This window comes from Bacillus sp. FSL K6-0993 (assembly GCF_037977205.1).
GTDB classification, from domain to species: Bacteria; Bacillota; Bacilli; order Bacillales; family Bacillaceae; genus Bacillus; species Bacillus subtilis.
In genome coordinates this window covers 1,861,427-1,887,511 of sequence record NZ_CP150275.1, presented here as the reverse complement: position 1 = coordinate 1,887,511, position 26,085 = coordinate 1,861,427, and the positions used below count along the sequence as shown (strand labels likewise).

Below are 26,085 nucleotides of genomic sequence, written 5' to 3'. Positions count from 1 at the left end.
TTCAACAGCAGCTCTAGCATAAATAATGCACACTATGGACATGATCTTATTAGTTATTATATGATTGAATTGAAAAAAACATCATATGTCAAGAGGTAAACGAAATGGCTCAAAACAACGAAAATGCACTACCGGATATTACAAAAAGCATTACCCTGGAGGCTCCCATTCAGAAAGTCTGGGAGACAGTCTCTACTTCAGAAGGCATTGCCAAGTGGTTTATGCCTAATGACTTTCAGCTCAAAGAAGGACAAGAATTTCACTTACAATCGCCGTTTGGGCCGTCCCCTTGTAAAGTTTTGGCTGTTCAAGCTCCAACTGAACTTTCTTTTGAATGGGATACAGAAGGATGGGTCGTTACCTTTCAATTAGAAGACTTTGGGGAAAAGACAGGGTTTACCCTTATTCACAGCGGCTGGAAAGAGCCGAATGAAGTGATCGGCAAAGCAAACGAGAAAAGCTCCGTCGTTCGCGGTAAGATGGATGGCGGCTGGACTGGCATTGTAAATGAACGGCTTCGTAAGGCTGTCGAAGCATAAAAAAGAGAGAGGTATCTCTCTTTTTTGTTTTTTCCCAAGGGTCATACTTCACAATTTGAGTCCATCAATCATAAAACGTAACAGTTTTAGATTTACCAGAGTAATCGGTAACAAAAAACTCGGCTTTGTTATTGCTCCCATCAACAAATTTCCCAATACTGCCAAAGGTGTGGCATTCTCCAGGTGAAAAATAGTTTGCCCCTACATAATCATCAGGATTGTCACCGGGATCATCTTCATATAAGTGCAGTGAGACAGAAAAAGGAGTGCTTCCTGAAAGGCACACTCTAAAATCTCCTCCGGTTGAGTATACCGTCGGACTTGAGTAAGTATATGTGTAAGTCCCTAACTTATCCCACTCTCCAGCCCCCGCAGTTCCGGCTTTTTCTGCTTGTGCCGTTAATGGAAAAACCGCAGCAAACCCTAAAACAGACAAAAATCCAACTACCTTAGTGAATCTCATAGCTACACCACTCCTCTATTTCAATGATAGCCGCAGATACGTTTGTATCATTTCCGGCAGAGCTACATAATTGATCCAGTCTGCCTCCCCGCTTCTTAGGCAGGTGGCATTGGACATTATATTCAGCAGCAGCCGTTTTATGAATCCGCCTTTGTTTTGGTTTTAAATGTTCAAAATAAAAGCATTCCCATTTGTACTGCTATCTCTTATAATTTGTTTAAAAGGTTGTACTTCAATCAGGGGGAAAAGGATATGGAATTAAGCTTCACAAAAATACTCGTTATTTTGTTTGTGGGTTTTTTAGTATTTGGGCCTGATAAACTGCCGGCGCTTGGCCGTGCAGCAGGAAAAGCCTTATCAGAATTTAAACAAGCAACAAGCGGACTGACTCAGGATATCAGAAAAAATGACTCAGAAAACAAAGAAGACAAACAAATGTAGGATAAATCGTTTGGGCCGATGAAAAATCGGCTCTTTATTTTGATTTGTTTTTGTGTCAGCTGTCTTTTTTTTATCATTTGGACAGCCCTTTTTTCCTCCTATGATTTTAACTGTCCAAGCCGCAAAATCTACTCACCGTATAATAAAGCGTAGTAAAAATAAAGGAGGAGTATATATGGGTTATTACAAAAAATACAAAGAAGAGTATTATACGGTCAAAAAAACGTATTATAAGAAGTATTACGAATATGATAAAAAATACTATGACCACCATGATAAAAAATATTATGACTGTGATTACGACAAAAAATATGATGACTATGATAAAAAATATTATGATCACGATAAAAAAGACTATGATTATGTTGTAGAGTATAAAAAGCATAAAAAACACTACTAAACGCCATTAACATCTCCTCGTTTTTACTTTCCCCCGGCTATTGCCGGGTCTTTTTTGTTTATGCACTATATGTATATTTCTGAAGCTTCCCTTTCTATGAAAACCTTGGTGACTGAGTATAAAACGAATAATGAATATTTAGTACATAGTTTAGTTAGTTCATAAGTGAGCGCATTCAGTTTATTGCAGTTACAAAGAAACTTTTATAAACTCTTTGAGGATCATACATAAAAGGAGAGGTTTTTTGTATAGAAACATCGTATTTTATCTCATTTTACTTTGTCTATTTATATCAGTTGTCATGAAAAGCTTTGAGGTGATAAGCACAATAGCCAATGTTATCTGCTTTGTTTTCGTATTGCTGTACCTTAAAGACGACATGAAAACATACTCACGTAAAGCGTTAGCAATCCTAAGTATTTGTTTTCTTTTCTTAGTCGGTATCTGTGCTTTTATCATTTTACAAGGACAGACATTGATGAAACGTCACCTCTTTTTTACAGGCTGGGAAACGATAGCGGGCATTCTTTTAATGATCGTTTCTTTAAGCATTTGTACTTTTATTTTGAGGAAAATTTCAAATCGGTTAAAACGATTGTGATCTCGTTCTTTCCTCTGATAAAGTTACATAGCTTTCAGATTGGAGAAGCTTTTCGTCCCTAACATCATTCAAAATGAAATATTTTGTCTATTTATATACATCAATCCAGTTCCAAAATAAGGTATAATAAATGGCGAAACCACTATCTAAAGGGGGAATTTTGGTGAAAAAAGTATTGATTGCAGGTGCAGTAGGAACAGCAGTTCTTTTCGGAACCCTTTCATCAGGTATACCAGGCTTACCAGCGGCAGACGCTCAAGTCGCAAAAGCAGCATCCCAGCTGCCTAACGGAATCGGCGGCCGTGTCTACCTGAACAGTACGGGCGCCGTTTTTACAGCTAAAATCACGCTTCCTGAAACTGTCAAAAACAACGACTCGGTCTCTACTCCCTATATTTATTCTGGCTTTAGGGCAACAAGCGGAACTGAAGCCGATATCGGGCTTCAGTACAGCAAACAATACAACGTCTGGAAGCCCCTCATGAAGGTTGGGTCCAAAAATGAAGAAACGTACATCGAAGGAAAAGATAAATTCACATACAATAAAGGCTTCCGCCCTGGAAGCACAGTCCAAATGACAATCTATAAAAATTTAAGCGGCAATACGCGCATGACCCTTTGGGGAACGAACAATGACGGCTACACCGGAAGGATTATCACAGAAATTCAAGGAACCAACATCGGCACGATTTCAAAATGGAAAACCCTTGCTACCGCGGCTGTTTCGTATGAAAGCCAGCGTGATGCGATCAAAGCAACCTTTTCGACATCTTTTAACAACATCACAATCGACAATAAAGCCGTCACTCCTGTGGTAGATACACAGGATTTCGCAAAGGTTTCTGTTGCAGGAAATAACGTTACGATCTCTGTTAATAAATAAACGAAGCAGCAAAAAGCCGCCAGCATTGTCTGGCGGTTTTCCTTGGAGCATACTGGTCATAGTTCGTTTCTTCAGCTCTTTTGTTTAAACCTAACTTTAATAAGGGTGGAAATTGGTATGAAATATGAAAAAACAAGTCTTTTTGGAATGATTTTAGTTATTGTAGCACTTCTAATATCTATATATTTTATGTGTAATACAAATGCGTTGATACCTGCTGGATATGATCTAGCTATTCATGGAATTGTAATATCTAGAACTGTAATGATTGCTTTTACTTTGTATTTAGTTTCAAAGTTAGGATATTTTCTTCTGAATAAAAAAGATTAACTGTAGAGTTAATCTTTTTTATGTATTATACGTGTTTGTCCTTCAATTTTTATTCATCTTCCAGATTGCTTAATGAAATTAGGATACCTGCTATCCATTCACTGCACAATAAAAAGGCAGCATTAAACCGCTACCTCAAATAAAAGCTTGTCCCCATGTTTATAGTTGATTAACTTGAAATCATCAATGGTAAAGTTATAAAAATCTTTCACTTCAGGATTGATCCATAGTTCAGGTGCTTCAAACTGTTCTCTTTCCATTTGAATTTTCAAATTGTCTATATGACGTGTGTACACATGGCAATCCCCAATGTTAAAGATATAATCACCAAGCTCATAACCAGTCACTTGAGCAATCATGCGCTGCAACACATTGTACTGGAATACATTGAATGGATTCCCCAACGCCATGTCATTGCTCCGTGCTCTTACCTCAAGGTGGAGCTTACCTTGCTTAACATACCATTGAGTTTCGTATACACATGGCGTTAAGGCCATTGCGTCTAAATCATCAGGATTCCACAGCATTGTAATGTGTCTGCGTGAAGACGGGTTGTTCTTCAATTGATGAAGAAGATAATCAACCTGATCCACTTTTTCTCCATTTAGACTTCTGTTTTTCTTCCCCAGCTGAAATCCATATGCATGTCCGATGGTGCCGTCTTCTTGTTTCCACTGATCCCAAATATGTACGCCCATCTTGTTTAAATCATTAACATCATTAGATTTCAGCTGCCAAATCCAGAGCAACTCTTTAATGGCTGTTTTCCAGGCAACCTTTTTTGTCGTTAAAATCGGAACCTCTGAGTTGTCGAATCTCATTTGCTTACTGATTACACTTAGAGTATGTGCCGGTGTTCCATCTGAGTCCCACTTGGTTCTCACATCAAACTCTTCGTCTGAGATTCCATTATTGATAATATCCTTTATAATTGAATTGTATTGTTTATCGAATTGCGTCATAACTATTCATATCCTTCTTTCGTTTTCAGTTGCTAAGCATAATTTATTACGAATGCAATATTATCGCAAATACTAAGCACTCGCAGATAAAGTGAGGATCTTATTCCACTCACTGTGTGTTTAAAGAGGAGTTAATCCCCCCCTCTTTTACACCTGTATTTCCCCATAACATAGTCTGTCACATAGCTCATAGTTACCGCCAGTTTGGTACATACACCGTTGATAACATTGTTGAGGATTATAAGAAATGGTTTGATATTGCGGCACATAAAAATTCAAATAGTTAGGTGTTTGTGTATACCAAATTGGAAATTGTCTAAACACATTAAATCCTCCAATAGCTTTTTCTGATTTAATGCATTGTATTTTACCTCAATATCAATTGTCAGTTGTCCATGTGCAATTGGGCTTTCTTTAAAATAAATTCTCTCTAATTTCATTCATTTGATCATTAACAACTTTTTTATGATATTTGGCAGCGGTTCATTCCTTATATGATCTGTTTCTAACCGGTTTTGCTGCTTGTTTTTGATGTCTAACTTTAAATCCTTCCAAAAGCAAATGAAAAATCACATCATAGATCTCTAGAATCTTAACCATAACGTTCAAATATTCTTCAATGAGAAAGTCCCTTTTTACGTATATTAATCTTCTCTATACACTTTACTATTATTTTACAGTGATTGAGTGCTCTCTCTCGCTCTTATTTTCATAAACAGCTATCCGTTTTGTTTTTCAGAAAGTGTTTTAAACAGCCTCTTTTTACTATTCTTATTTCATTTGACCATACCATATCATTTAAACTTCATAAATTAAATTCGAATAAAATAAAGGAGGAATTTAATTGGGTTATTATAAAAAATATAAAGAAGAGTATTACACTTGGAAAAAAACATATTACAAAAAGTATTACGACAATGATAAGAAGCATTATGATTGCGACAAAAAGTATTATGATCATGATAAAAAACATTATGATTACGACAAAAAGTATGATGACCATGATAAAAAATATTACGATGATCACGATTATCATTACGAAAAAAAGTATCATGATGACGATGATCATTATTATGATTTTGTCGAATCATATAAAAAACATCACTAAATCTCTTAAACGTCTATTTATTCCCCGGCGACATACCGGGGGCTTTTTTATGATATTTATCGACGATACTCAGATTTTTTTGTGCTCATGGCTGCTGTAAATTCAATTATTAATGAACACACGTCATTTAACTTGGCTTATTATTAGTGACATTACTAGTTTTTAGTTGCCTTCCCCTACTTATAAAAATTTAGATAAAAGTATTTCTTTATAGAGATGCTTGTTTCATCGACATCTCAATCCTAAATGTGGTAAAATCGATAAAAATGTAAAAACTGTAAATATAATAAAAGGAGCATCTATATGTATATAAGTATTATAATTTTAGCATCCATGCTTTTATGGGGGGCAGTTATCCACGAGCTAAGTAAACCTTCAAAAAAGCAAAACACCAGAAAAATTGTTTCTTTGACATCTTTAGGTTCTTTATCGACTTTAGTTATTACTATTTCACTTTTTCAAAACTTCCCTTTTTAAAATTTGTTTTTAATTAAATGCTTCGTATTAAAATATTCATTTTATACATAATATTTATATGTACCTTGGCTGAAACCTCCATTAATCAATCACACAGCATGAAGACAGCCAAGGATTTATTTTGTTTACTTAGTACCTGTTGAACCGAGTCCTCCTCTATCTTCGTTTCCCAAATGCTCGACTTCAACCAATTCAACCGCCGGCATTTTCTTCATGATTCTAAACTGACAAATACGATCACCCTTCTTAATTTCAGTATCACGCAATGCATAAGCAGGAAAGAACCAGAAATCGTTGTCACCCTTATATGACTCATCGATAACACCCATTGAATTTGTTTGAATAACGCCAAAGTTCTTATATGTACTTGAACGAGGGACGACATGTGCTTCGTAACCTTCAGGCAGCTCCATTGCAACACCTAATGGGACAAGCTTAAATTCATCTTTTTTGATTGTTACATCTTCAGCTGCCCGAAGATCAATCCAGTCTCCCTGCTCAATTTTGCTGATTCTTGTTTGTGTTTCATCTAGATACTTGATTTTAATTTGCATTGTCATGTATTAGCTCCTTTAATTTTTATTGACTATCATACACTAAGGCTTGTTCTTGTGTCATTTTCATCAGTTATAAATTGAACGTCTTCAAAATCATTCTGTAAAGCATTGAAGTAAAGTTTTTCAATGAATTTTTTGTTTTTACAGTAAATCGAAACGTAGCTATTATCTGCTATCAAAAGGACAAGTTCGCAATCACTGTCAGCAAACTCTTCATATGTATTGACTTGATTAACCATTTTTCCATATGGAAATGCTTTCAGTTCAACGAAAATGGTATAGTACTGATTCAGTTTTAATTGTTGCTCAAAAACTGCCCCTTCAACAACTGCGTAGTCATGAAAAAGCTCCTCATCAACGAGTTCTCCTTCTACAACAAAATAAGATTCCCCACTCGTTTGCCACCTATAATTAGCTATTTCTACCGGCTGCAGTATTCTCCATAGAAAATTTCCATATTCATTCGGTATTTGAAAACTAACTCCCCTATTCATGTATACCCCTTACTTTAAACGATTTTTGTGAATACGAGTTTAATTATATACTCTGACGTTAGGTTTATGGAACAAGGAATCGACTGCCTTTTCAACCGATTATCTTTTACAGAATTTCCTCAGCCCTTCTCATTTAAAAGGTTCTTCCAATGTTCATAACAATAGACGCCCTCTTGTTCTCTTGTCTTTGTCGAGAAAAGTTAGCCCAGCCAGTGCCTTCATATGAAGTGTCCTGCTTGTCTCATCTCTGTAGACCGTACTTGATTACGCTTTAATCATCCTCATGTTATGACATGTTTACTCCGTCATAAATATTCACCAGAAATCAACATACACTTTTTGTATTTCTTGTGAATTATAGGATTTCCCAAAGGTCTTTCCAACTCTTTATCGAATGTATAATTTTGTAATTTATTTCTTATATAGGAGATGAAGAAAAGTGTTTAAGAAAATTGTGGTAGGTACGATTTTAGTTAGTTCAATTACAGGATTAAGCTCTACTTATGCTTCAGCTGCATCAATTGACCACACACCTAAAAAAGTCTCTGCGTTTGCAAAAGCACAATCCGATATTATACTAGAAGAGGAAGAAACGTTTAGAGGTGACGGAAAATTTTATTTTGATTATTATGGAAGTGAAGATGGCGAAATCAGAGTTTTTGTTGAGAATACAGGAAGCAATCCATTTGAATTCAAAATTGTAAAACCAGGTGGTGGAACAATCGCTTCCGGCTATACAGTTAAACCTGGCAAAAGTGTAACTCTAACTCTTGACGTATCACACTATAAAACCGGAACATATTATATTCGCTGTCAAAATGATGATGGAGCTAAGATAAAAGCTTTTGCAAAAGTACGTGCTCTCTAATAGGAATCCAATGGAGCAAGGAAGATTGTTGTTACTTCCTTGCTTTTTTCTGTGCTTTATACTGCAAACATCAAACAACAGATTCTAACCTGTATCCTTTGTATTGATGAACGATAAGTTTTTCCTGATTAGATTTCTCGTTATCATCTACCCTTAGAAAAAAATGTCCCAAAACAAATAATCATTTTTGTAATCCTCGGTCGCCGTACCCATTAACACCCCACTTACAAGCCTCATGTATCCCGTACTTGCTATTATTCGAACATTGATAGGCACCTTCTCGTATCACATGGATTTGCTGTTGAATGATTTCAAATAAAGTTGAATAAAATAAGATCGAATCATCCAACAATTAACATTTACTTGCGGCAATAGGTGGTATTTATAATCCATAAGAAGGAAGGAAGCGTTGATGATAAAGCTTTGCCGAGAAGTTTGGATCGAAGTCAATCTTGATGCCGTTAAAAAGAATTTGCGAGCGATCCGCCGTCATATTCCACATAAGAGCAAAATTATGGCTGTCGTAAAAGCGAACGGTTATGGTCACGGGTCTATAGAAGTGGCACGCCATGCACTGGAACACGGGGCGAGTGAGCTCGCTGTTGCCAGTGTGGAGGAAGGAATCGTTTTACGAAAAGCTGGGATTACAGCACCTATCCTTGTGCTTGGTTTTACATCCCTTAGTTGTGTAAAGAAGTCAGCAGCTTGGAATATAACATTATCAGCATTTCAGGTTGATTGGATGAAAGAAGCAAACAAGATATTGGAAAAAGAAGCGAGTGCTAACCGGCTGGCTATTCATATTAACGTGGATACCGGCATGGGACGATTAGGTGTACGCACAAAGGAAGAACTTTTAGAAGTAGTGAAAGCCTTAAAGGCAAGTAAATTCCTCAGATGGACAGGAATTTTCACACATTTTTCGACAGCTGATGAACCGGACACAACACTCACAAAGCTGCAGCACGAAAAATTCATCAGTTTTCTCAGCTTTTTAAAAAAACAGGGGATTGAGCTGCCCACCGTGCATATGTGCAACACGGCTGCAGCTATCGCATTTCCGGAATTTAGCGCTGATATGATCCGTTTAGGTATCGGCTTATATGGTTTATATCCTTCAGCCTATATTAAACAACTAAATCTCGTTAAGCTTGAACCTGCGTTAAGTTTAAAGGCACGCATCGCTTATGTGAAAACCATGCGGACAGAACCCCGAACCGTTAGCTATGGTGCTACATACGTCGCAGAACCTAATGAAGTCATTGCTACACTCCCGATTGGCTATGCTGACGGCTATTCTCGTGCCCTTTCCAATCGCGGGTTTGTTCTTCATCGCGGAAAACGAGTGCCAGTGGCGGGAAGAGTAACAATGGATATGATCATGGTCAGTTTAGGAGAAAACGGTGAAGGTAAACAAGGAGAAGAAGTCGTGATTTACGGTAAGCAAAAAGGAGCCGAGATTTCCGTTGATGAAGTGGCTGAAATGCTCAATACGATTAACTATGAAGTCGTGTCTACATTATGCCGCCGCATCCCTCGTTTTTATATAAGAGATGGCGAGATTTTTAAAGTATCAACTCCAGTATTATACGTGTAGAACATCTTAAAATGCTGAATCAAAATCCCTCTACCAGAGGGATTTTGTTTTTTCTGAAACTAAAAAAATCCCTCCTATAAGAAGAGAGATTTTCAACATATTTATACCTCAATAATTGATTGTTCAGGAGTATTATGATCGTGTCGAGAACGAAAATGCTCTTCTAATTCTTCAAGTGTACGCCCCTTTGTTTCCGGCATGAATTTGTATACAAAACCGATTGCCAATACACCTAAAGCCACAAATATAAAGAATGTAAAAGACAAACCTACAGAGCTAAGCAAGATCGGGAAAGCAAAACCGATCACAAAGTTTAATATCCAAAGGAAAAAAACACTTATCCCAGAACCAAGTCCTCTTAACCTTTGAGGGAATATTTCCGCTATGACAAGCCAAGTCACAGGTCCTACACACCCTTGCATAAAGGCAAGAAATAAAACGGTCAAAGAAAGCACTACATAAGGAAGTGCCATAGATCCATCAAGCACAATTGAGAAAATCGCAATCAATAGGAGAGCTGTAGTCGTCCCCGCCAAACCAATCAATAATATTGGACGCCGTCTCACTTTTCCGACCAGCCAAATCCCAAATATAACTGCAATAACTGATATCAGCCCATTTCCAATATTAGCGATTAAAGCCGCTTTTGTACCAAAACCAGATTCTTTAAGGATTTGTGTGCCATAATACATAATCGAGTTCACACCTGTAATTTGATTCACGATGGCAACACCGATTCCAATCCATAAAAGACGGCGCAGCCATGGTGTAGAAAAGTCCTTGAGTGATGCCTTTTCTAGTGCTGTATCTTTTTCTACCGCTTCTTGAATTTCTCTACATTCAGCTTCTGCACGTTTATCTTCTCGAATTTGTTTAAGAACTCGCAGCGCCTCACTGTTTTTGCCTTTGGAGATTAGCCATCGGGGGCTTTCTGGTACCTTAAGCATACTGGCAAATAACATGATAGCCGGTACAGCACAAATGACTAGCATGTATCTCCAAACATGTCCCGTATTTGCCATTGTTACACCGAGGATCGCATTAAAAACATATGCTAAAAATTGCCCGCCAACAATCATTAGTTCATTTTGGGTTACCATACGCCCTCTCTTTTCATGCGGTGCCATTTCTGCTAAAAAGGCCGGCACCATCGCCGAGGCTCCTCCAACAGCCAGCCCCAGTAAAAAACGAAAGGCCGCCATGATGAAAACATTAGGTGCTAACGCTGTTCCCAGTGATGCCAGGAAAAATAAAAAGGAAAGATTAAGGATCATTTTACGGCGGCCATATCGATCAGCCAATCTTCCGCATAACAACGCTCCAAACGCGGCACCTAATAAAAGAATACTCGTAACAACCCCTTCTGTAACCGGTGTTAAATCAAGCTGATCTGGCCTTGCCATAAAAGGTAAAGCTCCATTTATAACTCCGGTGTCATATCCAAAGAGAAGCCCTCCAAAAGTTGCTGAAATCATTATTAATTTCAACCTTCGATTTCGATGTTCATTCATATCCATTTCCCCTGCCTTTATTAAGAATACTTAATAAGCTCTTTCAGTGTGGATATTGAGTCAAAACTAAAGTCATCTCTATCTTAGATTTTCGCCTCTGGATTTGTAACCGTTTACATTTTTAGTCAATAGAATAAACCTAAGCTATTAGTTGTTATGTTGTAGTAATGTTTTTGTCACATTATTGTCAATTCTCATATTATCATAATTCCAAAAGCATTTTCAGTCAATATTATTTTCGGGATTATTTATTTCCGCTATGTGATGGTGATGTTTTGATCATCTCGTTGTGAAGTTAACTATTGGCAATTTGAGTGTTATAAGTTCCCTTGAAGTTTTCCATTCACAAAAAATGTCCATATCGTTATAATGATGATGTTTAATCGCGAAAAGAGAAAATGATAAAGAGGGAATCAATATGAAGAAGATTTTGATCAGTATGATCGCAATCGTTTTAAGTATTACTTTGGCAGCTTGCGGATCAAATCACGCAGCCAAAAACCATTCAGATTCTAATGGGACGGAGCAAGTCTCTCAAGATACTCAATCTAATGAATATAATCAGACAGAACAAAAGGCCGGCACGCCTCATTCAAAAAAGCAGAAGAAATTGGTCAATGTTACATTAGATAGAGCAATAGATGGAGATACGATTAAGGTTATTTACAACGGAAAGAAAGACACAGTTCGCTACTTGCTCGTTGATACACCTGAGACGAAGAAACCAAATTCTTGTGTTCAACCATACGGTGAGGATGCGTCGAAACGAAATAAAGAATTGGTCAACAGCGGTAAGCTACAGCTGGAATTTGATAAAGGCGATCGCAGAGATAAGTATGGAAGACTGTTAGCATACGTTTATGTTGACGGCAAATCTGTTCAAGAGACATTATTGAAAGAGGGATTGGCCAGAGTAGCATATGTATATGAGCCTAACACAAAATACATAGACCAATTCAGACTAGATGAGCAAGAAGCAAAATCAGAAAAACTGTCAATTTGGAGTAAGAGCGGTTATGTGACGAACAGAGGATTTAATGGCTGTGTGAAATAGAAAAACACTGTCTGTTAAAAAAAGCAGCAAACCTAGCAGAATGCAGTTTCCAAAGAATTAGAAAGAGATGATGGCGTGTCTAGTTTCCATTCTGCTTATCAAGCTAAAATCATGCAACTAGCCTGTAAAATTTCCGCTGTATAGTAACAATAAAAAACACCCCTTCACGTCAATGTGAGGAGGTTGTAAACATCCTTCCTATTTCATCATAAATCAAGAGATCCCTCTACCGTCGTTAGCGCGGTTTCATACATCTTACCCATTGGCATTCCTAAGCTTCCCCACTTCTTGAAGTGTTCGCTGACAGAATACGATTCCGCTCGTTCGTTTTGTCTGCTGGACACTCCAATACTGTTTAAAGGTTGCGATACCTTGTTCTCACCATGAGTTTAGTTACTATTGTAATAGCTTAGTGTTTTGTGATGAAAAATGACATCAAAGGCCTTTGATGATGATTAATCATTAATTGTTTTTCGGTTGATCTCCGGACAATAACATCATTAGTTTTTTCGAAAGCTCTTCAAAGCTGTATTGAGATCCTTTGTGTGAGTGTAAATGTTCTTATACAAATCAAATAGTGTTTTATATTTTTGAACATTTTGCGCCTTTGGATAAAATGCAGCAGCCTCACGAATGAACTGCTCTGCACATTCTTCAAGGGATTCAAACCATCCGCTTCCAAAGGCAGCCAGCATTGCAGCCCCCATAGCTGGCCCTTGTTCATTTTCTAACTTAATTACCCTCGTATTGAAAATATCAGCTTGCATTTGCAGCCACGTATCATTTTTAGCTCCCCCACCAATAGAAACAACAGTATGAACTGATTTTCCCGCTTCGCGGAATAGCTCAATTGATTCATGTAAAGAGAATGTGATACCTTCCATTATTGCCCTCAAAAAGTGCTTTCTATTGTGGGCTCCATCCATTCCGATCAAGCTTCCCCGAATAGAAGAATCAGCATGCGGCGTTCTTTCACCAACTAAATAAGGAGTGTATAGCAGTCCATTGGCTCCTATCGGAATAGCTTCCACCCCCTGCAATAATTGCTCAAACGATTCGTTGGGTGCAAACGTTCTTTTAAACCAGTCCAAGCTGTATCCTGCAGCGAGCGTGACGCCCATCGTATAAAAAGAATCCTTTTTTCCATGATTAAAAAAGTGGACTTTCCCTTTAAAGTCTCTTTCTTTTTCTTCTTCGTAGGAAAGTATGACCCCTGACGTCCCAATACTGCATAAAGTTTTTCCGGAAGAAAGGATACCTGCTCCAATAGCGCCGCAAGCATTATCTGCTCCCCCAGCGTACACTTTTGTTTTTTCTAATAGCCCGGTCTTCGCGGCAACGTGCGGAAGCAGCGATCCTACACAATCATGAGATTCAACAAGCGGAGGACAAATATCTGCAGAAATACCAATTTGATTGCAAATATCATTGCTCCACTCCTTGCGAGTAATATGTAAAAGTAAAGTTCCTGCTGCATCGGAGTATTCCGTGTGAATGGCACCGGTCATACGGAATCTCACATAGTCTTTCGGAAGCAAAAACACAGCAGTTTTTTTAAAAAGTTCAGGTTCATGTTCCTTCACCCATAACATTTTAGGTAATGTAAACCCTTCTAAAACACGGTTTTTTGTGATGTCAAGAAGATGATCGCCAAATTTCTCGGTCATCCTTATACATTGAGGCGTTGTTCTGGTATCATTCCAAAGAATTGCATTCCGTAACACCTGACAATCTTTATCAAGCAGTACTAATCCATGCATTTGTCCCGAATAGCTTATCCCGTCAATATCCTTGGCTTGAACATTGGATATAGAAACCAATTCAGCCAATGCTTCAATTGTTTGCTGCACCCAGTCTTCAGGATTTTGCTCACTATATCCCGCCTTCTCTTGGATAAGCGGATACCTTTTGGACGTTTCTGCACAAACCTTGCCGTTTTGATTAACTAAAATGGTTTTAACAGCACTCGTTCCAAGATCTATTCCAATGACATACTTCATTTTTTCACTCCTTGCCCTTTTAAAAAACCATTCACTCTAAATAAATCCTAATTATAGAAGTTACCCGTCATAACAACAAGCAATAGGAAAGGAATCATGACGGGTAATTCAGTGACTTGGTATTGATAGCAGGATCTGGAGCTTATCCTGTTATACTTCTAAAATGTATTGGTTCAATATCGCTTTTAATTTCTCCTGTCTTCCAGATTCGTTTTTAATTGATTTATGATTTAGCGCATATTGCTCAAGTGTGTGGAAATTAGCTCTTCCTTCTATAATTTCAAGACCAATCCCTTCAGTAAAGCTGCGGTAACGATGTTGAATCACATCTTCAAACACACGATCTTCGATTAATTTGTGGGCAACTTTCAATCCTCTTGCAAATGCATCCATCCCTGCAATATGGGCATATATTAGATCATCAGGCTCAAAAGAAGATCTTCTGACCTTCGCGTCAAAGTTTAATCCGCCGCTTCCTAGGCCGCCATTTTGCAGGATTTCGTACATTGCTAATGTCGTAGAATATAAATCCGTCGGAAATTCATCCGTGTCCCAGCCTAAAAGAGGATGACCCTGGTTTGCGTCAACAGAGCCAAGCAGACCATGTACTCTTGCCATGCGCAATTCATGTTCGAATGTATGCCCAGCTAATGTGGCATGATTGGCTTCAAGATTTAATTTAAAATGATTGTCTAAGCCATATTGCTTCAAAAAGGCAATGGTTGTTGCTGCATCTGTATCGTATTGATGGGTGGTCGGCTCTTTTGGTTTTGGCTCAATCAAAAACTGCCCTGTGTACCCGATTTCCTTCGCATAATCCACTGCCATATGCATAAATCTAGCCAAATTATCAAGCTCAAATTTTAAATCGGTATTTAACAATGTTTCATATCCTTCACGGCCGCCCCAAAATACATAGTTCTCAGCGCCAAGCTCTTTTGCTGTTTCTAACCCTTTTTTCACTTGTGCTGCAGCATACGCAAACACATCTGCATTGCAAGAAGTCGCGGCACCATGGACGAAACGGGGATTCGTAAACATGTTTGCGGTATTCCATAATAGCTTAACGCCGCTATTTCTCATGTAATCTTTAATCATGCCTACGATCATATCTAAATTTTGGTTTGTCTCTTTTAGCGTACTGCCTTCTGGTGCAATATCCCGGTCATGAAAAGCAAAAAATGGTGCATCTAGTTTTTCAAACATCTCAAATGCTGCTTCTACTCTCATCTTCGCTAGATCCATGCCTTTATAGTGATCCCATGGTCTTTGCATCGTAGCTGCTCCAAAAACGTCTGTACCATCAGCAGTAAATGTATGCCAATAGGCAATAGAAAATCGCAAATGCTCTTTCATCGTTTTTCCGCCGATTACTTCTTGAGGATTATAATATTTAAATGCTAAAGGATTAGTCGAATCTTTCCCTTCGTAAACCACTTTGTTTGCGCTTCCAAAATAGTTGATTGAACTGGAATGAGATTGAGCCATGTGATTTCCCCCTTAAAAATAAATTCAAAACATGATCATTCAAATACAAATGCATTTTATTTCATATTGTAAGTTACCCATTAGTTTGTTGTTTAAACAAACTAACTTATTTTCATCTTATATAACCTCATCAGTATTTTCAATATTTTTTTTAGTTTTTTATGAACACATTAGATATAATAAAGGGAAGATTCGCTATGTACTATGTTCATACTTAATTTAAAGATTAAACAAATGGAGTGGATGAAGTGGATATCGCTGATCAAACCTTTGTCAAAAAAGTAAATCAAAAGTTATTATTAAAAGAAATTCTTAAAAATTCACCTATTTCAAGAGCAAAATTATCTGAAATGACTGGATTAAATAAATCAACTGTTTCATCACAGGTAAACACGTTAATGAAAGAAAATCTGGTATTTGAAATAGGTCAAGGACAATCAAGTGGCGGAAGAAGACCTGTCATGCTTGTTTTTAATAAAAAGGCAGGATACTCCGTAGGAATAGATGTTGGTGTGGATTATATCAATGGCATTTTAACAGACCTTGAAGGAACGATCGTTCTTGATCAATACCGTCATTTGGAATCCAATTCTCCAGAAATAACGAAAGACATTTTGATTGATATGATTCATCACTTTATTACGCATATGCCCCAATCTCCGTACGGACTTATTGGTATAGGTATTTGCGTGCCTGGACTCATTGATAAAGATCAAAAAATTGTTTTCACTCCGAACTCCAATTGGAGAGATATTGACTTAAAATCTTCGATACAAGAGAAGTACAATGTGCCTGTTTTTATTGAAAATGAGGCAAATGCTGGCGCATATGGAGAGAAAGTATTTGGAGCTGCAAAAAATCACGATAACATTATTTACGTAAGTATCAGCACAGGGATAGGGATCGGTGTTATTATCAACAATCATTTATATAGAGGAGTAAGCGGCTTCTCTGGAGAAATGGGACATATGACAATAGACTTTAATGGTCCTAAATGCAGTTGCGGAAACCGAGGCTGCTGGGAATTGTATGCTTCAGAGAAGGCTTTATTAAAATCTCTTCAGACCAAAGAGAAAAAACTGTCCTATCAAGATATCATAGACCTCGCCCATCTGAATGATATCGGAACCTTAAATGCATTACAAAATTTTGGATTCTATTTAGGAATAGGCCTTACCAATATTTTAAATACTTTCAACCCACAGGCCGTAATTTTAAGAAATAGCATAATTGAATCGCATCCTATGGTTTTAAATTCAATGAGAAGTGAAGTGTCGTCAAGGGTTTATTCCCAATTAGGCAATAGCTATGAATTATTGCCATCTTCCTTAGGACAGAATGCACCGGCATTAGGAATGTCCTCCATTGTGATTGATCATTTTCTGGACATGGTTACAATGTAATTTTTATGGAATGGACAGCTATCTTTAAAGATCAGTTTTTTTATTCTAGGAGTATTTCTGAAGTAATGTTGACATAGGCACCTTCTCATATGAAAAAGGAGTTCTAAAATAGAAATCTCCTTTTTCATGTGCAAATTATTTTTCTTTATAACGAAAATATCTAAAGTCGGCCGGAATATGATTACCACTGGTATCTTGGCATTGCATCCCTACAAAGGCCCCTGTGAAGAATCCTCCCCCACGGATGTAATCATCTGATAATTTTTTCGATTCCAGTGCAATGTCAATTTTGTGCCAATCTTCTTTGTTAAAAGAATAGAAATAATAATATTTGTCCTTTTCAATATTTACTTTTAAATATACATACTTTACTTCACGAGGTATAACAATTTTATTGTGTAATGGCTGTGAAAAAGAAAAGTTGTCACATATTGTTAATTCAAGAATGCGGCCCAGTTCTTCATCATGCGTGACTTGAAGAGCCGTCCAGTTCTCTGTATTGTAATAATTCACCAATCCAGCGGCTTGTTGAAAATTTTCCGGATAAAACTCAACAGCAGTTTCCGCTTCAAAATGGAGACTTTGCCAGCGTCTGGCTACAAATGCCTGGGTAAATGTCGAGGTCAATGATTCATGACCGAATAATCGTAAATGATTTGGCGCTTGAGTCAATGAACCTAATTCATTCGTGAATGGGATTCTTAAAGTTTGAAAATTTATATTTAATGTTGATTCCTCAAATTCATCTACTTCCGGGTACGTTGCTTCAAACTTGGTTTCGGGTATAGAAGGTGCTTCTACCTCCAAGCTCCCTTCTTTTCCACCTTCTACATAGGGCCATTCATCTTTCCAGTAAAGTTTTTGAATAGCTGTTTCTCTGCCCAAAGGACAATATCCTCTCTGCTGAAAAATTGAATCATCGTCAGGATGAATAGGACGTCCCGTTAAATGAGCTAAATACCACTCATCTGTATGTGTTTGAACAATGGATGCATGTCCACATTTTTGCAATGGATTTCCTGGATCATGCCATGACGTTAAGATTGGATTATCAGGATGAACTTCATATGGTCCCTCAATATTTGTAGAACGGGCAATTGTAGCAGCATGTTCGAACCGTGTTCCTCCTTCTGCAGTTAATAAATAATAATAGTTCCCAATATGATAAAGGTGCGGAGCTTCTGTCAGTTTTCTATCAGTTCCTTCAAATATTACTTTTGGTTTACCGATTAATTTTTGCTCTTTATCAGAATATTCCTGTATAACAATTCCTCCAAATGAGTGCCGATCAATACGGTGATCCCATAACATATTTAATAAATACTTTTTTCCATCCGTATCATGGAACAAAGAAGCATCAAACCCCGAGCTATTTAATGTAATCGGCTCCCCCCAATCACCATTAATCGTTTCACAAGTAACTAAATAATTGCGACAATCTTTCCATGCGCCATCTACTACCTTAACATCCGTATAGATCAGCCAAAACTTCCCATCACTATAGCTTAAACATGGTGCCCAAACCCCACCTGAATTTGGGTTTCCTTTCATGTCTAATTGTGAAACTTTCTGTAATGGATGTGCAACTAAGTGCCAATTTACTAAATCTTTTGAGTGGTGTATCTGGACTCCCGGAAACCACTCAAATGTAGATACAGCGATATAATAATCCTCTCCTACCCTACAAATACTTGGATCGGGATTGAATCCTTTAAGTACGGGATTGGTAATCTTCATTTGGGACTCCTCCTCAGTTTATTTTCTTTTTTAAGCCTTGAAATCATCAATATGATCCAAATAAACTTTGTCTCTATTCTCTAATTCTCGAACCATGTTTTTATATTTTTTCTCATCTAAGTTATAGAAATTAATATCAATTAAAGCTAGAACCAGCAGGAACACGGGAATAATGGTTGTTGTAATTAAAATCCCCATTAATGCCGCCGGGGTTTGTGCCTGATTTGCCACATATCCAAACTTATCAAGAACCAGACCCGGAACAACTCCTCCTAAGGCCATACCAAACTTAAAGAAAAATCCGATTATAGCGTAAATGAGCCCACCCATTCTTTTCCCAGTCCTGTACTCTCCATATTCTATTGTTTCAGGAATAAGCGCCCACATATATCCCCCGGCAGTGAGACTTCCAGCAGCAGCGATTAATCGACAGAAAAGTATGAGGTAAACATTACTTGGCGGAACAAACAGTAAAGCTAAGAGGCCGATCATATTCAGTAATAATGCATAGTTTAGTAATTTCTTCTTCCCCAAAAATTGATGAAGCCTTGGAATAAACGGTAAAATGACCAAAGCCGGCAAACTTCCTATCAAACCGTACCACTTCACCAAATCCTCTCTTTCTAAGTTATACGTTACGTAATAAATGCCAACCGAATTACTGATGGAATTCACTCCAAAAATAATAATAAAGAAAATACTTAATACAACAAGTGGACGATTAACACGAAACTGCTCAAATATATCCGTAAATTTAATTTTTTCTTCGGATTTTTGAAGAGTGACACGCTCTTTTGTGCTTTTAAAACAAAAGATTAAAAGGCACCCGCCTATCATTCCCAAAATACCCATGGTTAGTTGCCAGCCAAGAGATTCGTTGCCGGAAGTATCGCTTAAATAAGCAGCCAGTAAGGGAACAAAAAATGCAACGACAAGTCCCCCAAGATTCGCAAATAACATGCGAACAGAAGTTATACTAACCACTTCTTGATTATTTCTAGTCATTGCAGAAGTTAACGCGCCATATGGAACGTTTATCGTTGTGTATGTAAGCGACAAGCCAACATAGGTTATATAGGCATATATTAATTTCCCCATATCCGAAAAGTCTGGGGTTGTAAAACAGAGTATTGCCAGTATGACAAATGGAAAAGCTCCGAATAAAAGATACGGTCTAAAGCGTCCAAATCTGCTGTTCGTTCTGTCAACTATTGTTCCGATAAAAGGATCAGCGAGAGCGTCGATTATTCTAACCACTAAAAACATAGTACCGGCTGCTGCTGCCGATAAACCAAAAATATCTGTATAGAAGAACAAAAGATACGTAGACACTGTTGCATAAATTAAATTACAAGCAAAATCTCCAGACGCATATCCAACTTTTTCAACCATGCTAATCTTCTTTACATTTTCACTGAGCATGATTTCTCCCCTTTTCGATCCTTTAATATGGAACAGTGTGAAACGGTATAACAATTTCTCGAATTTACGGTCAGTAAACGTTTATAAAAGCGCTTTCAAAACAGTGCAAAAAAATATGGTGATCAGCAAGCAGAAAATTCATCTTTTTTCGTCATACCTTATATACCTGGAAAAGGATAAAAGCCTCATTCTTTCGTTTCTTATATTGTTTAGGTCCATTAAATCGATCCTCTTATCCCCCTTCCATCCATATTCAGTAAGACCTTATCTTGTGGACAATGAAAGTTCATTATATTAGTTTGTTGATCGAACAAACTAACTTGATTTAATATTATAAAATCCTTTCGACTTTTTCAACATCTTTTTCAGAAAGTTTAAACAGGTCGGATTTTAAAAATTCTAAAAGCCCTGAAGATCATTTTTACAATCTCCACTTTAAAAGAATTCTTTCATATAAGGTATAGAATTTTAAATTCATATATACTTCATTCCCCAGGTTCTCCAACCAAAAGCAGTCTATTCAGATCTGCTCCTTAGTGTTTTCTTCTTTTAACTTTTTGTTTAGCTTAAACCCAATTAAGACATTGACAATCGCTGCTGGAAAATATAAAATTCCTGCACCCATTATTCCCAGGGCAGTACTTGAACTCACTATAAATGCCTGCATTTCTGTGTTTCTTGACTTCAGGCTAAGTAATACTAGGATACCGGCTAAAACCCCTATAAGTCGTGCAATACCTGAAATAAAGAAATCTGTTAGGACTCCAAATAATTGTCCAATAATTGATAGCACAATCCCGAAAAAGCTGGATAATAAAACTAATTTTTTCATGGTGGTATTCCCCTCCTTTTGATGCGTGAATGCCGATGTTGTGGAATGAAAAAGAGCTTTTAGTTTAATGCTCTTTTTGCTTTTGGTATCCGACAGTCATATACAAAGAAATTTATGTATTTAACTTTTCATCATTTTTAAGCTCTTCCTATTCCTTTTGTAACCTGCATAGAGGCCGCCAAAAATAACTATAACATTACAATCCAAATAAAAAAATTCAAGTCAAATCCCCCAATTAAAAATAACACTTCTTATGCTCTCGGATTAATTAAACAATCTGAATATTTACTCTGCTTGTTTCAGCAGCCTTTACTTATCGTGAACGGTGTGAACACATTATTTAAATCAAATTTAAATTCGCAGAAATATTGAGTCCCAGAACCAATAAATTAACGCAGCAATAATGCTCATAATGTAATACCCAAAGCTTCTGAATACGGTAAGAGCATTTGACGAATAATCAACAAACCAGAAAAAAAACACAGCTAAAAAGGCTATTGCAGCATAAATTAACAAATTGATCAAACTGAATTTTCTGGGCCTTCTTCTTAGTAATTTTTGCAAAGGAATAGCAAATAATAAGTAAGTGATAAATGAGTAGAATGCTATGATTCCTATTGTGATTAATGCGATCGCCATAAAACCTGAATAAACAAACATATACAAGCCAAAGATTAGACCATATGATAAGCTTGAAAATACCAATGTATAGGCGTAACTGCCTAACGGTTTATATAACCACAAAATGGTACCTCCGCTATTCTTTAAATTTTAAACTTCAAAAAACAAAGCCCCTCCGATAAACCAGAAAAAAGGAAATGGAAACATAACTGCATTTAAGACAATCCCATATACAGCACACCGTTTATTTGTCTTTATTGAAACGAACGCTAAAATGATTCCTATAGGAGAAAGTAATAATGGAAAAAACAATTAAGATAGCTGAGATAATTGGAATAGTGATTGAAAAAATAGCTGCAGCTTTTTTAACATTCATATTGAAAGCAAGTCTCCGTTCTCTTTAAAATCGTAGTTTTATTTAGTCTTGAGAAAGTTTGTCAAAATCTCTTTCTTTCATTTCAGGCAGAGTTATATCAATCCCTAACATTTTTATTAATTCTTGTACGTAGCTTTTTATTGCAAGCATATTAAATGGGAAATCGAAATCAAGTTCTTCTTTAACGCTTAGAATATCCATTGCATACGAACAATTATGCTTCATACCTAAAAGATCACCATTAAAGCTTAATACATCTTTATAGAGTAGCTAAATAAACACAAATATGGTTTCCACCTTGAGAATCAATATCCACTAATCTTTCATCAAGTACTAATAAAAATGCAGATCTCTCATCATCACATAATACCAACTGAAAAAGATAAAGAGAAGAACACTTATTAGGAAGTATGGTATGTAGCCGTCATAACCAATGCCAAAAACATAAACAACAGCAGCTGATAACGCGGACAAGACATGAACAAATATGATCCTTAAAACTTGCATGTTTATAACCTCTTTCTTAATGAATGCTTCTTCAACATTGTCTAGATCCTCCTTAAAATCACTTTAAAACTACTGCTCTACTTAGAAATTAAACATCTTGATCGCATTTCTCATTCTTCCGCCATTGAATAGTATTTCGGCGAGTTATCGCAACAGGTATTAAGAGTAGAGTACCGACAATAAGCAACATAAAAAAGATCACAAACAGCGCACCTGTTCCCGGAACAATTTCTTCATAGGTAATAAAGCGCTCCTTCCCCTGCAGGACGAAGAACCGAGAATTTTCGAGAAAGACCAGATGAAAAGCGATAGACGTCCATAAGCTTCCTGTTACAATACGCAGGAGTTGAAGGATGCATCCAAAAGTCAACAATAAAACGATGTAATCTAATGTGATAGCAGGTGATTCAATTCCAGCTATATATTGCAAAACACTTACAATTATTGGTGCAAGCACAAACAGGATTGGTTGTAGGAGTAAGGCCATAAAACAGTTCCAACGCTTATTTAGAGCATAGTACACCGTCCCACGAAAAGTTAATTCCTCTGGAAAAGCTTCATAAAAGAATGCGATAATCATATTTAGGAGCAATGCTGTCACTAAATGGACAGAGAAGTGAAATTGTGTAACTTTGATCCAGCCTAATAAATGGGCGATAGCGAAACCAGACCCGGATAATACAATCACATATATTGCTCCTATTATGGCTTTCGGAATGGCTTGCCGCCACCCAGACAGTCCTATAGAATAAAAGGGTCTACTAGACATCCGTTTAAGAAGAATGTAGAGCAACGGGACAGTTATTAATGTGACTAAACCTGCTTGGATGCCTTGCTTCAAAAGCTTGGAAGCTCCTGCTTGGCTAGCCATTGAACCAACTAAAGTAGCAAAAAACAAAGCAAATACGAATGTTCCCCAACTGAGCAAGACAGTTCCTAACCATTTATGATGATTGTCTTGTTTTCCGCTTTTGGTGAGATGAATTTGCATTTGGATACCCCTCTCACATCATTCATATTAAGCACTATAAGCCCTACTATCACTATACGTTCTATAGCTGTTATGGTTTCAAATTCCTGCATTACCCCTCTTACAATTCCACTCTTCCTCTAAAATAGCGTAATAATATTCATCCCACCATTCATTGCCTTTTGGAATACATTTTTTAAAAAATCCTTCTCTTCTCATTCCGATCTTCTCCATAACTCGGTATGAAGGAATATTCTCAGGTTGACACGTAGCTATAATCCTATGTAAGTTCATTTCTTTAAATCCATATTCCAAGATAGCTTGGGCTGCCTCAGAAGCATACCCTTTATTTTGATAATTCGGATTAAACACCCACCCAATTTCATATGTATGTTCACCAAAATACTTATAAAAAACAATATGGCCTATAAGAAAGTCTTCATCTATTAGTATGACAGGGAATTTTTCAGCGTTATCACCTTTGTTTTTACTTACAAATGCCTTTGCATCTTCTTCAGTAAAAACCCCTTCAGGTATATACTTCATTACATTAATATCAGATGTATACTCATATACAGCTTGCCAATCTTTGAATTCAAATTCACGTATTAATAACCTTTTTGTTGTTATGTGCATTAAAGCAACTCCCCTCATGCTTACTTGATCTTTATTTCGATATTAAGACAACATTAACCTCTTTAAATCACTATCCTTATTCATCAATATTGCCTCTTACTTGAATCAACTGATTTCTGATAGTGAGGACGCAATTGAATATGATTCTCCAAAATAATCCACCTGTTTTTTCGCTTTAGTCTTAGGTCCGTAAACATTGTCCAGCCTCCCCCCCCCGTATATTATTTACTTCAGGAGTTGATTGCATGTGACTGATTTGGAGCGAAAATTATATCGGGAAAAGCGAATTTGTTCCGTATCCGAATTCGTCTTGATAAGAGAAATACGCTTCTCCCGTATATTTTGATAAGTTTTATTTATCGTATTTCGTTGATAGGTTAAGTTTATCGGGATTTCAAACATAAATAGTCCCCCTTTTTGTCCCCTAAAATGTCCCCTGTTTTGTCGGGATTTTGTCGGCGATTAATGATTCAAAACAAAAAAAAACAGGTTTTATCCTGTCCTTTTTGATTCATTTTTTATTATTATCATCTAATCTTAGAACAACAATGCTCAATAAGACCAAACCAATAAACGTACCGTACTTCCCTGTGTCTAAATGTGTGAGTGGAGCTATAAAATATTCAATTATGAATATGATTATAGCAATTGAAACTAATATACGATTCATTTATTATTTAACACCCCGTTTATGCATTTCTCCATGGAACAATAACTGTTGTGCCAATTAACCAATGATAAGAGATCCCGTACTTACCATTATCGGAAACCTTCTTTATCGCCCATTTACTTGCCCACAATGCTCCAGCAAGAGCACCTGCGTACACAGAGATTCCTGGTAACGTTCTGAGCAATGCCGCGATACCAGCAATGGCTCCGGCTGCTCCATCTGCATCTTCAATGATATTTAAAAAGCTTTTGATTTTACATGAATTCATATTAACCTGTACAATTGGAACCTTAACTCTCACACTCTGCTTTCCTCTGCAAGCCATAGCTGAAGCATCACTGGTTACCTCAGAGATTCTAACGGTAGCCGTATCAACTAACTTTTTTGAGCCCTCTGTTAGTAAATATTGATCGACCTTGATAGTTTCTTTAGGCGTGCCTCTATGAAAATGGTCATTTGGTGATCAGCTTCACGAAATGCCTCAGCAAATGTTTCAATTCCAGTATCCTAGAAACATGGCGTTCGATAATCATGCCCACGGAAGCCCCAGCTGTGTGGACCAGTTGCAAGCATAAACATTCTGCGATTCATTACCGACCTTGTCAAAGGGATACTAAATAAAAAAAGAACCTTTATTTTACCATTGGCTTACTTTTGAAAATTTATAAATTATTATTATATTGAACAGTGTTGGTATGATGTATACAAGACCAGTTCCAAGTAGACCTATTACTGAACTAGTAATTAATAATATGCTGAAGACTGGTTTATTATTTGTCTGGATTGAAGCAAGCATGGTTATAATTCCCGCCAAAGCACCTAAAAACCATAAGTTCCCCAAAGTGTAAGAGTCATCTAAAACCGCAAACAGTTGAGCCAGTACAGAAAAAACCGCTCCTAATCCCCCGGAAAAGATAGTCAATTTTTTCATAGAAATCTCCTTTTTGAAAATTGATTTAGATTTCAACGTAATTGTGGATTTTTTTGGTTATTATGTCAATGATAATCATCCACCTTGCTCATCTTATTATTGCTGGTAGAAGTATTGAACAATGGAAGTATCATAGAGTTTGTCGAATTATTTATGCGTATTACTTTCCTTAAGAACTAATTGAAAATTTAGTACATAGACTTATTA

27 protein-coding genes and 4 pseudogenes are annotated in these 26,085 nt (G+C 36.9%); 11 read left to right on the top strand and 20 right to left on the bottom strand.

What is annotated here, in order from left to right; all coding sequences use genetic code 11:
• Positions 1 to 104: 104 nt before the first annotated feature.
• A complete protein-coding gene (locus MHH79_RS09575; protein WP_340035106.1) occupies positions 105 to 539 on the top strand; it encodes an SRPBCC domain-containing protein in 435 nt (144 codons plus the stop codon).
• A 64-nt stretch (positions 540 to 603) separates the two neighbouring features.
• Here MHH79_RS09575 and MHH79_RS09570 read toward each other — a convergent pair whose 3' ends face one another.
• Positions 604 to 1,002: a hypothetical protein gene (locus tag MHH79_RS09570; RefSeq protein WP_100506857.1), complete on the bottom strand. Its 399-nt coding sequence runs from the start codon at positions 1,000 to 1,002 to the stop codon at positions 604 to 606.
• Between the two features lie 15 nt (positions 1,003 to 1,017).
• Positions 1,018 to 1,147 (bottom strand): annotated as a pseudogene (locus MHH79_RS09565) (hypothetical protein).
• A gap of 107 nt (positions 1,148 to 1,254) precedes the next feature.
• Between MHH79_RS09565 and tatAC the strand changes: the two are divergent.
• The 5 genes from tatAC (at position 1,255) to MHH79_RS09540 (ending at position 3,657) form a co-directional block, all read left to right on the top strand.
• The gene (tatAC, locus tag MHH79_RS09560) at positions 1,255 to 1,443 is read left to right on the top strand and encodes a twin-arginine translocase TatAC (protein WP_003231634.1); all 189 of its coding nucleotides are present in this window, start codon (positions 1,255 to 1,257) and stop codon (positions 1,441 to 1,443) included.
• 175 nt (positions 1,444 to 1,618) lie between these two features.
• Positions 1,619 to 1,843 carry a hypothetical protein gene (locus MHH79_RS09555; protein ID WP_015483277.1) on the top strand — a complete coding sequence of 75 codons (225 nt, stop codon included), beginning with the start codon at positions 1,619 to 1,621 and terminating at the stop codon, positions 1,841 to 1,843.
• Positions 1,844 to 2,087: 244 nt separating this feature from the next.
• On the top strand, positions 2,088 to 2,444 hold the full coding sequence (locus MHH79_RS09550; protein ID WP_070549048.1) for a YoqO family protein: 357 nt from the start codon (positions 2,088 to 2,090) through the stop codon (positions 2,442 to 2,444).
• A 160-nt stretch (positions 2,445 to 2,604) separates the two neighbouring features.
• The gene (locus tag MHH79_RS09545; protein WP_134157202.1) at positions 2,605 to 3,327 is read left to right on the top strand and encodes a YrpD family protein; all 723 of its coding nucleotides are present in this window, start codon (positions 2,605 to 2,607) and stop codon (positions 3,325 to 3,327) included.
• Between the two features lie 42 nt (positions 3,328 to 3,369).
• The gene (locus MHH79_RS09540; RefSeq protein ID WP_119123060.1) at positions 3,370 to 3,657 is read left to right on the top strand and encodes a hypothetical protein; all 288 of its coding nucleotides are present in this window, start codon (positions 3,370 to 3,372) and stop codon (positions 3,655 to 3,657) included.
• A 122-nt stretch (positions 3,658 to 3,779) separates the two neighbouring features.
• Here the strand turns inward: MHH79_RS09540 and MHH79_RS09535 are convergent, their stop codons facing one another.
• A complete protein-coding gene (locus tag MHH79_RS09535) occupies positions 3,780 to 4,619 on the bottom strand; it encodes a thymidylate synthase (protein ID WP_340035105.1) in 840 nt (279 codons plus the stop codon).
• Positions 4,620 to 4,894: 275 nt separating this feature from the next.
• Positions 4,895 to 5,059, bottom strand: coding sequence for a hypothetical protein (locus MHH79_RS09530; RefSeq protein WP_144052037.1), 165 nt, complete (start codon positions 5,057 to 5,059; stop codon positions 4,895 to 4,897).
• Positions 5,060 to 5,463: 404 nt separating this feature from the next.
• Here MHH79_RS09530 and cotU point away from each other — a divergent pair, with 404 nt between their 5' ends.
• Positions 5,464 to 5,727 carry a spore coat protein CotU gene (cotU, locus tag MHH79_RS09525; protein WP_340035104.1) on the top strand — a complete coding sequence of 88 codons (264 nt, stop codon included), beginning with the start codon at positions 5,464 to 5,466 and terminating at the stop codon, positions 5,725 to 5,727.
• 602 nt (positions 5,728 to 6,329) lie between these two features.
• On the opposite strand, the gene dutA is transcribed toward cotU, so the two are convergent.
• Both dutA and MHH79_RS09515 read right to left on the bottom strand, forming a co-directional pair.
• Positions 6,330 to 6,764, bottom strand: a complete 435-nt coding sequence (gene dutA, locus MHH79_RS09520) for a dUTP diphosphatase DutA (RefSeq protein WP_003245820.1) — start codon at positions 6,762 to 6,764, stop codon at positions 6,330 to 6,332.
• A gap of 29 nt (positions 6,765 to 6,793) precedes the next feature.
• A complete protein-coding gene (locus tag MHH79_RS09515) occupies positions 6,794 to 7,255 on the bottom strand; it encodes a DUF2691 family protein (protein WP_063335401.1) in 462 nt (153 codons plus the stop codon).
• Between the two features lie 439 nt (positions 7,256 to 7,694).
• Between MHH79_RS09515 and MHH79_RS09510 the strand changes: the two genes are divergently transcribed.
• Together MHH79_RS09510 and alr are read left to right on the top strand one after the other, a co-directional pair.
• Positions 7,695 to 8,123: a hypothetical protein gene (locus MHH79_RS09510; protein WP_047182661.1), complete on the top strand. Its 429-nt coding sequence runs from the start codon at positions 7,695 to 7,697 to the stop codon at positions 8,121 to 8,123.
• Between the two features lie 412 nt (positions 8,124 to 8,535).
• The gene (gene alr / locus MHH79_RS09505) at positions 8,536 to 9,720 is read left to right on the top strand and encodes an alanine racemase (RefSeq protein WP_309529582.1); all 1,185 of its coding nucleotides are present in this window, start codon (positions 8,536 to 8,538) and stop codon (positions 9,718 to 9,720) included.
• A 101-nt stretch (positions 9,721 to 9,821) separates the two neighbouring features.
• On the opposite strand, the gene MHH79_RS09500 is transcribed toward alr, so the two are convergent.
• On the bottom strand, positions 9,822 to 11,237 hold the full coding sequence (locus MHH79_RS09500) for a sugar porter family MFS transporter (RefSeq protein ID WP_063335399.1): 1,416 nt from the start codon (positions 11,235 to 11,237) through the stop codon (positions 9,822 to 9,824).
• Positions 11,238 to 11,649: 412 nt separating this feature from the next.
• Here MHH79_RS09500 and yncB point away from each other — a divergent pair, with 412 nt between their 5' ends.
• Positions 11,650 to 12,285: an endonuclease YncB gene (yncB, locus tag MHH79_RS09495; RefSeq protein WP_063335398.1), complete on the top strand. Its 636-nt coding sequence runs from the start codon at positions 11,650 to 11,652 to the stop codon at positions 12,283 to 12,285.
• 206 nt (positions 12,286 to 12,491) lie between these two features.
• Here yncB and MHH79_RS09490 read toward each other — a convergent pair.
• The 3 genes and pseudogenes from MHH79_RS09490 to xylA all read right to left on the bottom strand — a co-directional run.
• Positions 12,492 to 12,657, bottom strand: a pseudogene (locus MHH79_RS09490) (glycoside hydrolase family 11 protein); the annotation flags it as partial.
• A 128-nt stretch (positions 12,658 to 12,785) separates the two neighbouring features.
• Complete coding sequence (gene xylB / locus MHH79_RS09485) at positions 12,786 to 14,285, bottom strand: xylulokinase (protein ID WP_015713985.1); 1,500 nt, start codon at positions 14,283 to 14,285, stop codon at positions 12,786 to 12,788.
• A 150-nt stretch (positions 14,286 to 14,435) separates the two neighbouring features.
• Positions 14,436 to 15,773, bottom strand: a complete 1,338-nt coding sequence (gene xylA, locus MHH79_RS09480; protein ID WP_015383743.1) for a xylose isomerase — start codon at positions 15,771 to 15,773, stop codon at positions 14,436 to 14,438.
• A 248-nt stretch (positions 15,774 to 16,021) separates the two neighbouring features.
• Between xylA and MHH79_RS09475 the strand changes: the two genes are divergently transcribed.
• A complete protein-coding gene (locus tag MHH79_RS09475; protein WP_089172556.1) occupies positions 16,022 to 17,176 on the top strand; it encodes a xylose repressor in 1,155 nt (384 codons plus the stop codon).
• Positions 17,177 to 17,311: 135 nt separating this feature from the next.
• Here the strand turns inward: MHH79_RS09475 and xynB are convergent, their stop codons facing one another.
• From xynB to MHH79_RS09425, 10 genes and pseudogenes are all read right to left on the bottom strand, one after another.
• The gene (xynB, locus tag MHH79_RS09470) at positions 17,312 to 18,913 is read right to left on the bottom strand and encodes a xylan 1,4-beta-xylosidase (protein WP_063335394.1); all 1,602 of its coding nucleotides are present in this window, start codon (positions 18,911 to 18,913) and stop codon (positions 17,312 to 17,314) included.
• Between the two features lie 30 nt (positions 18,914 to 18,943).
• The gene (locus tag MHH79_RS09465) at positions 18,944 to 20,335 is read right to left on the bottom strand and encodes an MFS transporter (RefSeq protein WP_251217934.1); all 1,392 of its coding nucleotides are present in this window, start codon (positions 20,333 to 20,335) and stop codon (positions 18,944 to 18,946) included.
• 520 nt (positions 20,336 to 20,855) lie between these two features.
• Positions 20,856 to 21,167, bottom strand: a complete 312-nt coding sequence (locus MHH79_RS09460) for a hypothetical protein (protein ID WP_015483267.1) — start codon at positions 21,165 to 21,167, stop codon at positions 20,856 to 20,858.
• A gap of 351 nt (positions 21,168 to 21,518) precedes the next feature.
• Complete coding sequence (locus MHH79_RS09455) at positions 21,519 to 21,914, bottom strand: UPF0715 family protein (RefSeq protein ID WP_340035155.1); 396 nt, start codon at positions 21,912 to 21,914, stop codon at positions 21,519 to 21,521.
• 24 nt (positions 21,915 to 21,938) lie between these two features.
• Positions 21,939 to 22,164, bottom strand: a pseudogene (locus MHH79_RS09450) (hypothetical protein).
• A gap of 42 nt (positions 22,165 to 22,206) precedes the next feature.
• A pseudogene (locus tag MHH79_RS09445) lies at positions 22,207 to 22,537 on the bottom strand (hypothetical protein).
• Between the two features lie 222 nt (positions 22,538 to 22,759).
• The gene (locus MHH79_RS09440; protein WP_063335391.1) at positions 22,760 to 23,662 is read right to left on the bottom strand and encodes a CPBP family intramembrane glutamic endopeptidase; all 903 of its coding nucleotides are present in this window, start codon (positions 23,660 to 23,662) and stop codon (positions 22,760 to 22,762) included.
• Positions 23,663 to 23,740: 78 nt separating this feature from the next.
• Positions 23,741 to 24,277 carry a GNAT family protein gene (locus MHH79_RS09435; protein WP_063335390.1) on the bottom strand — a complete coding sequence of 179 codons (537 nt, stop codon included), beginning with the start codon at positions 24,275 to 24,277 and terminating at the stop codon, positions 23,741 to 23,743.
• A 689-nt stretch (positions 24,278 to 24,966) separates the two neighbouring features.
• Positions 24,967 to 25,215 carry a hypothetical protein gene (locus MHH79_RS09430; protein WP_251247793.1) on the bottom strand — a complete coding sequence of 83 codons (249 nt, stop codon included), beginning with the start codon at positions 25,213 to 25,215 and terminating at the stop codon, positions 24,967 to 24,969.
• A gap of 369 nt (positions 25,216 to 25,584) precedes the next feature.
• The gene (locus tag MHH79_RS09425; RefSeq protein ID WP_309529584.1) at positions 25,585 to 25,878 is read right to left on the bottom strand and encodes a hypothetical protein; all 294 of its coding nucleotides are present in this window, start codon (positions 25,876 to 25,878) and stop codon (positions 25,585 to 25,587) included.
• Positions 25,879 to 26,085 lie beyond the last annotated feature (207 nt).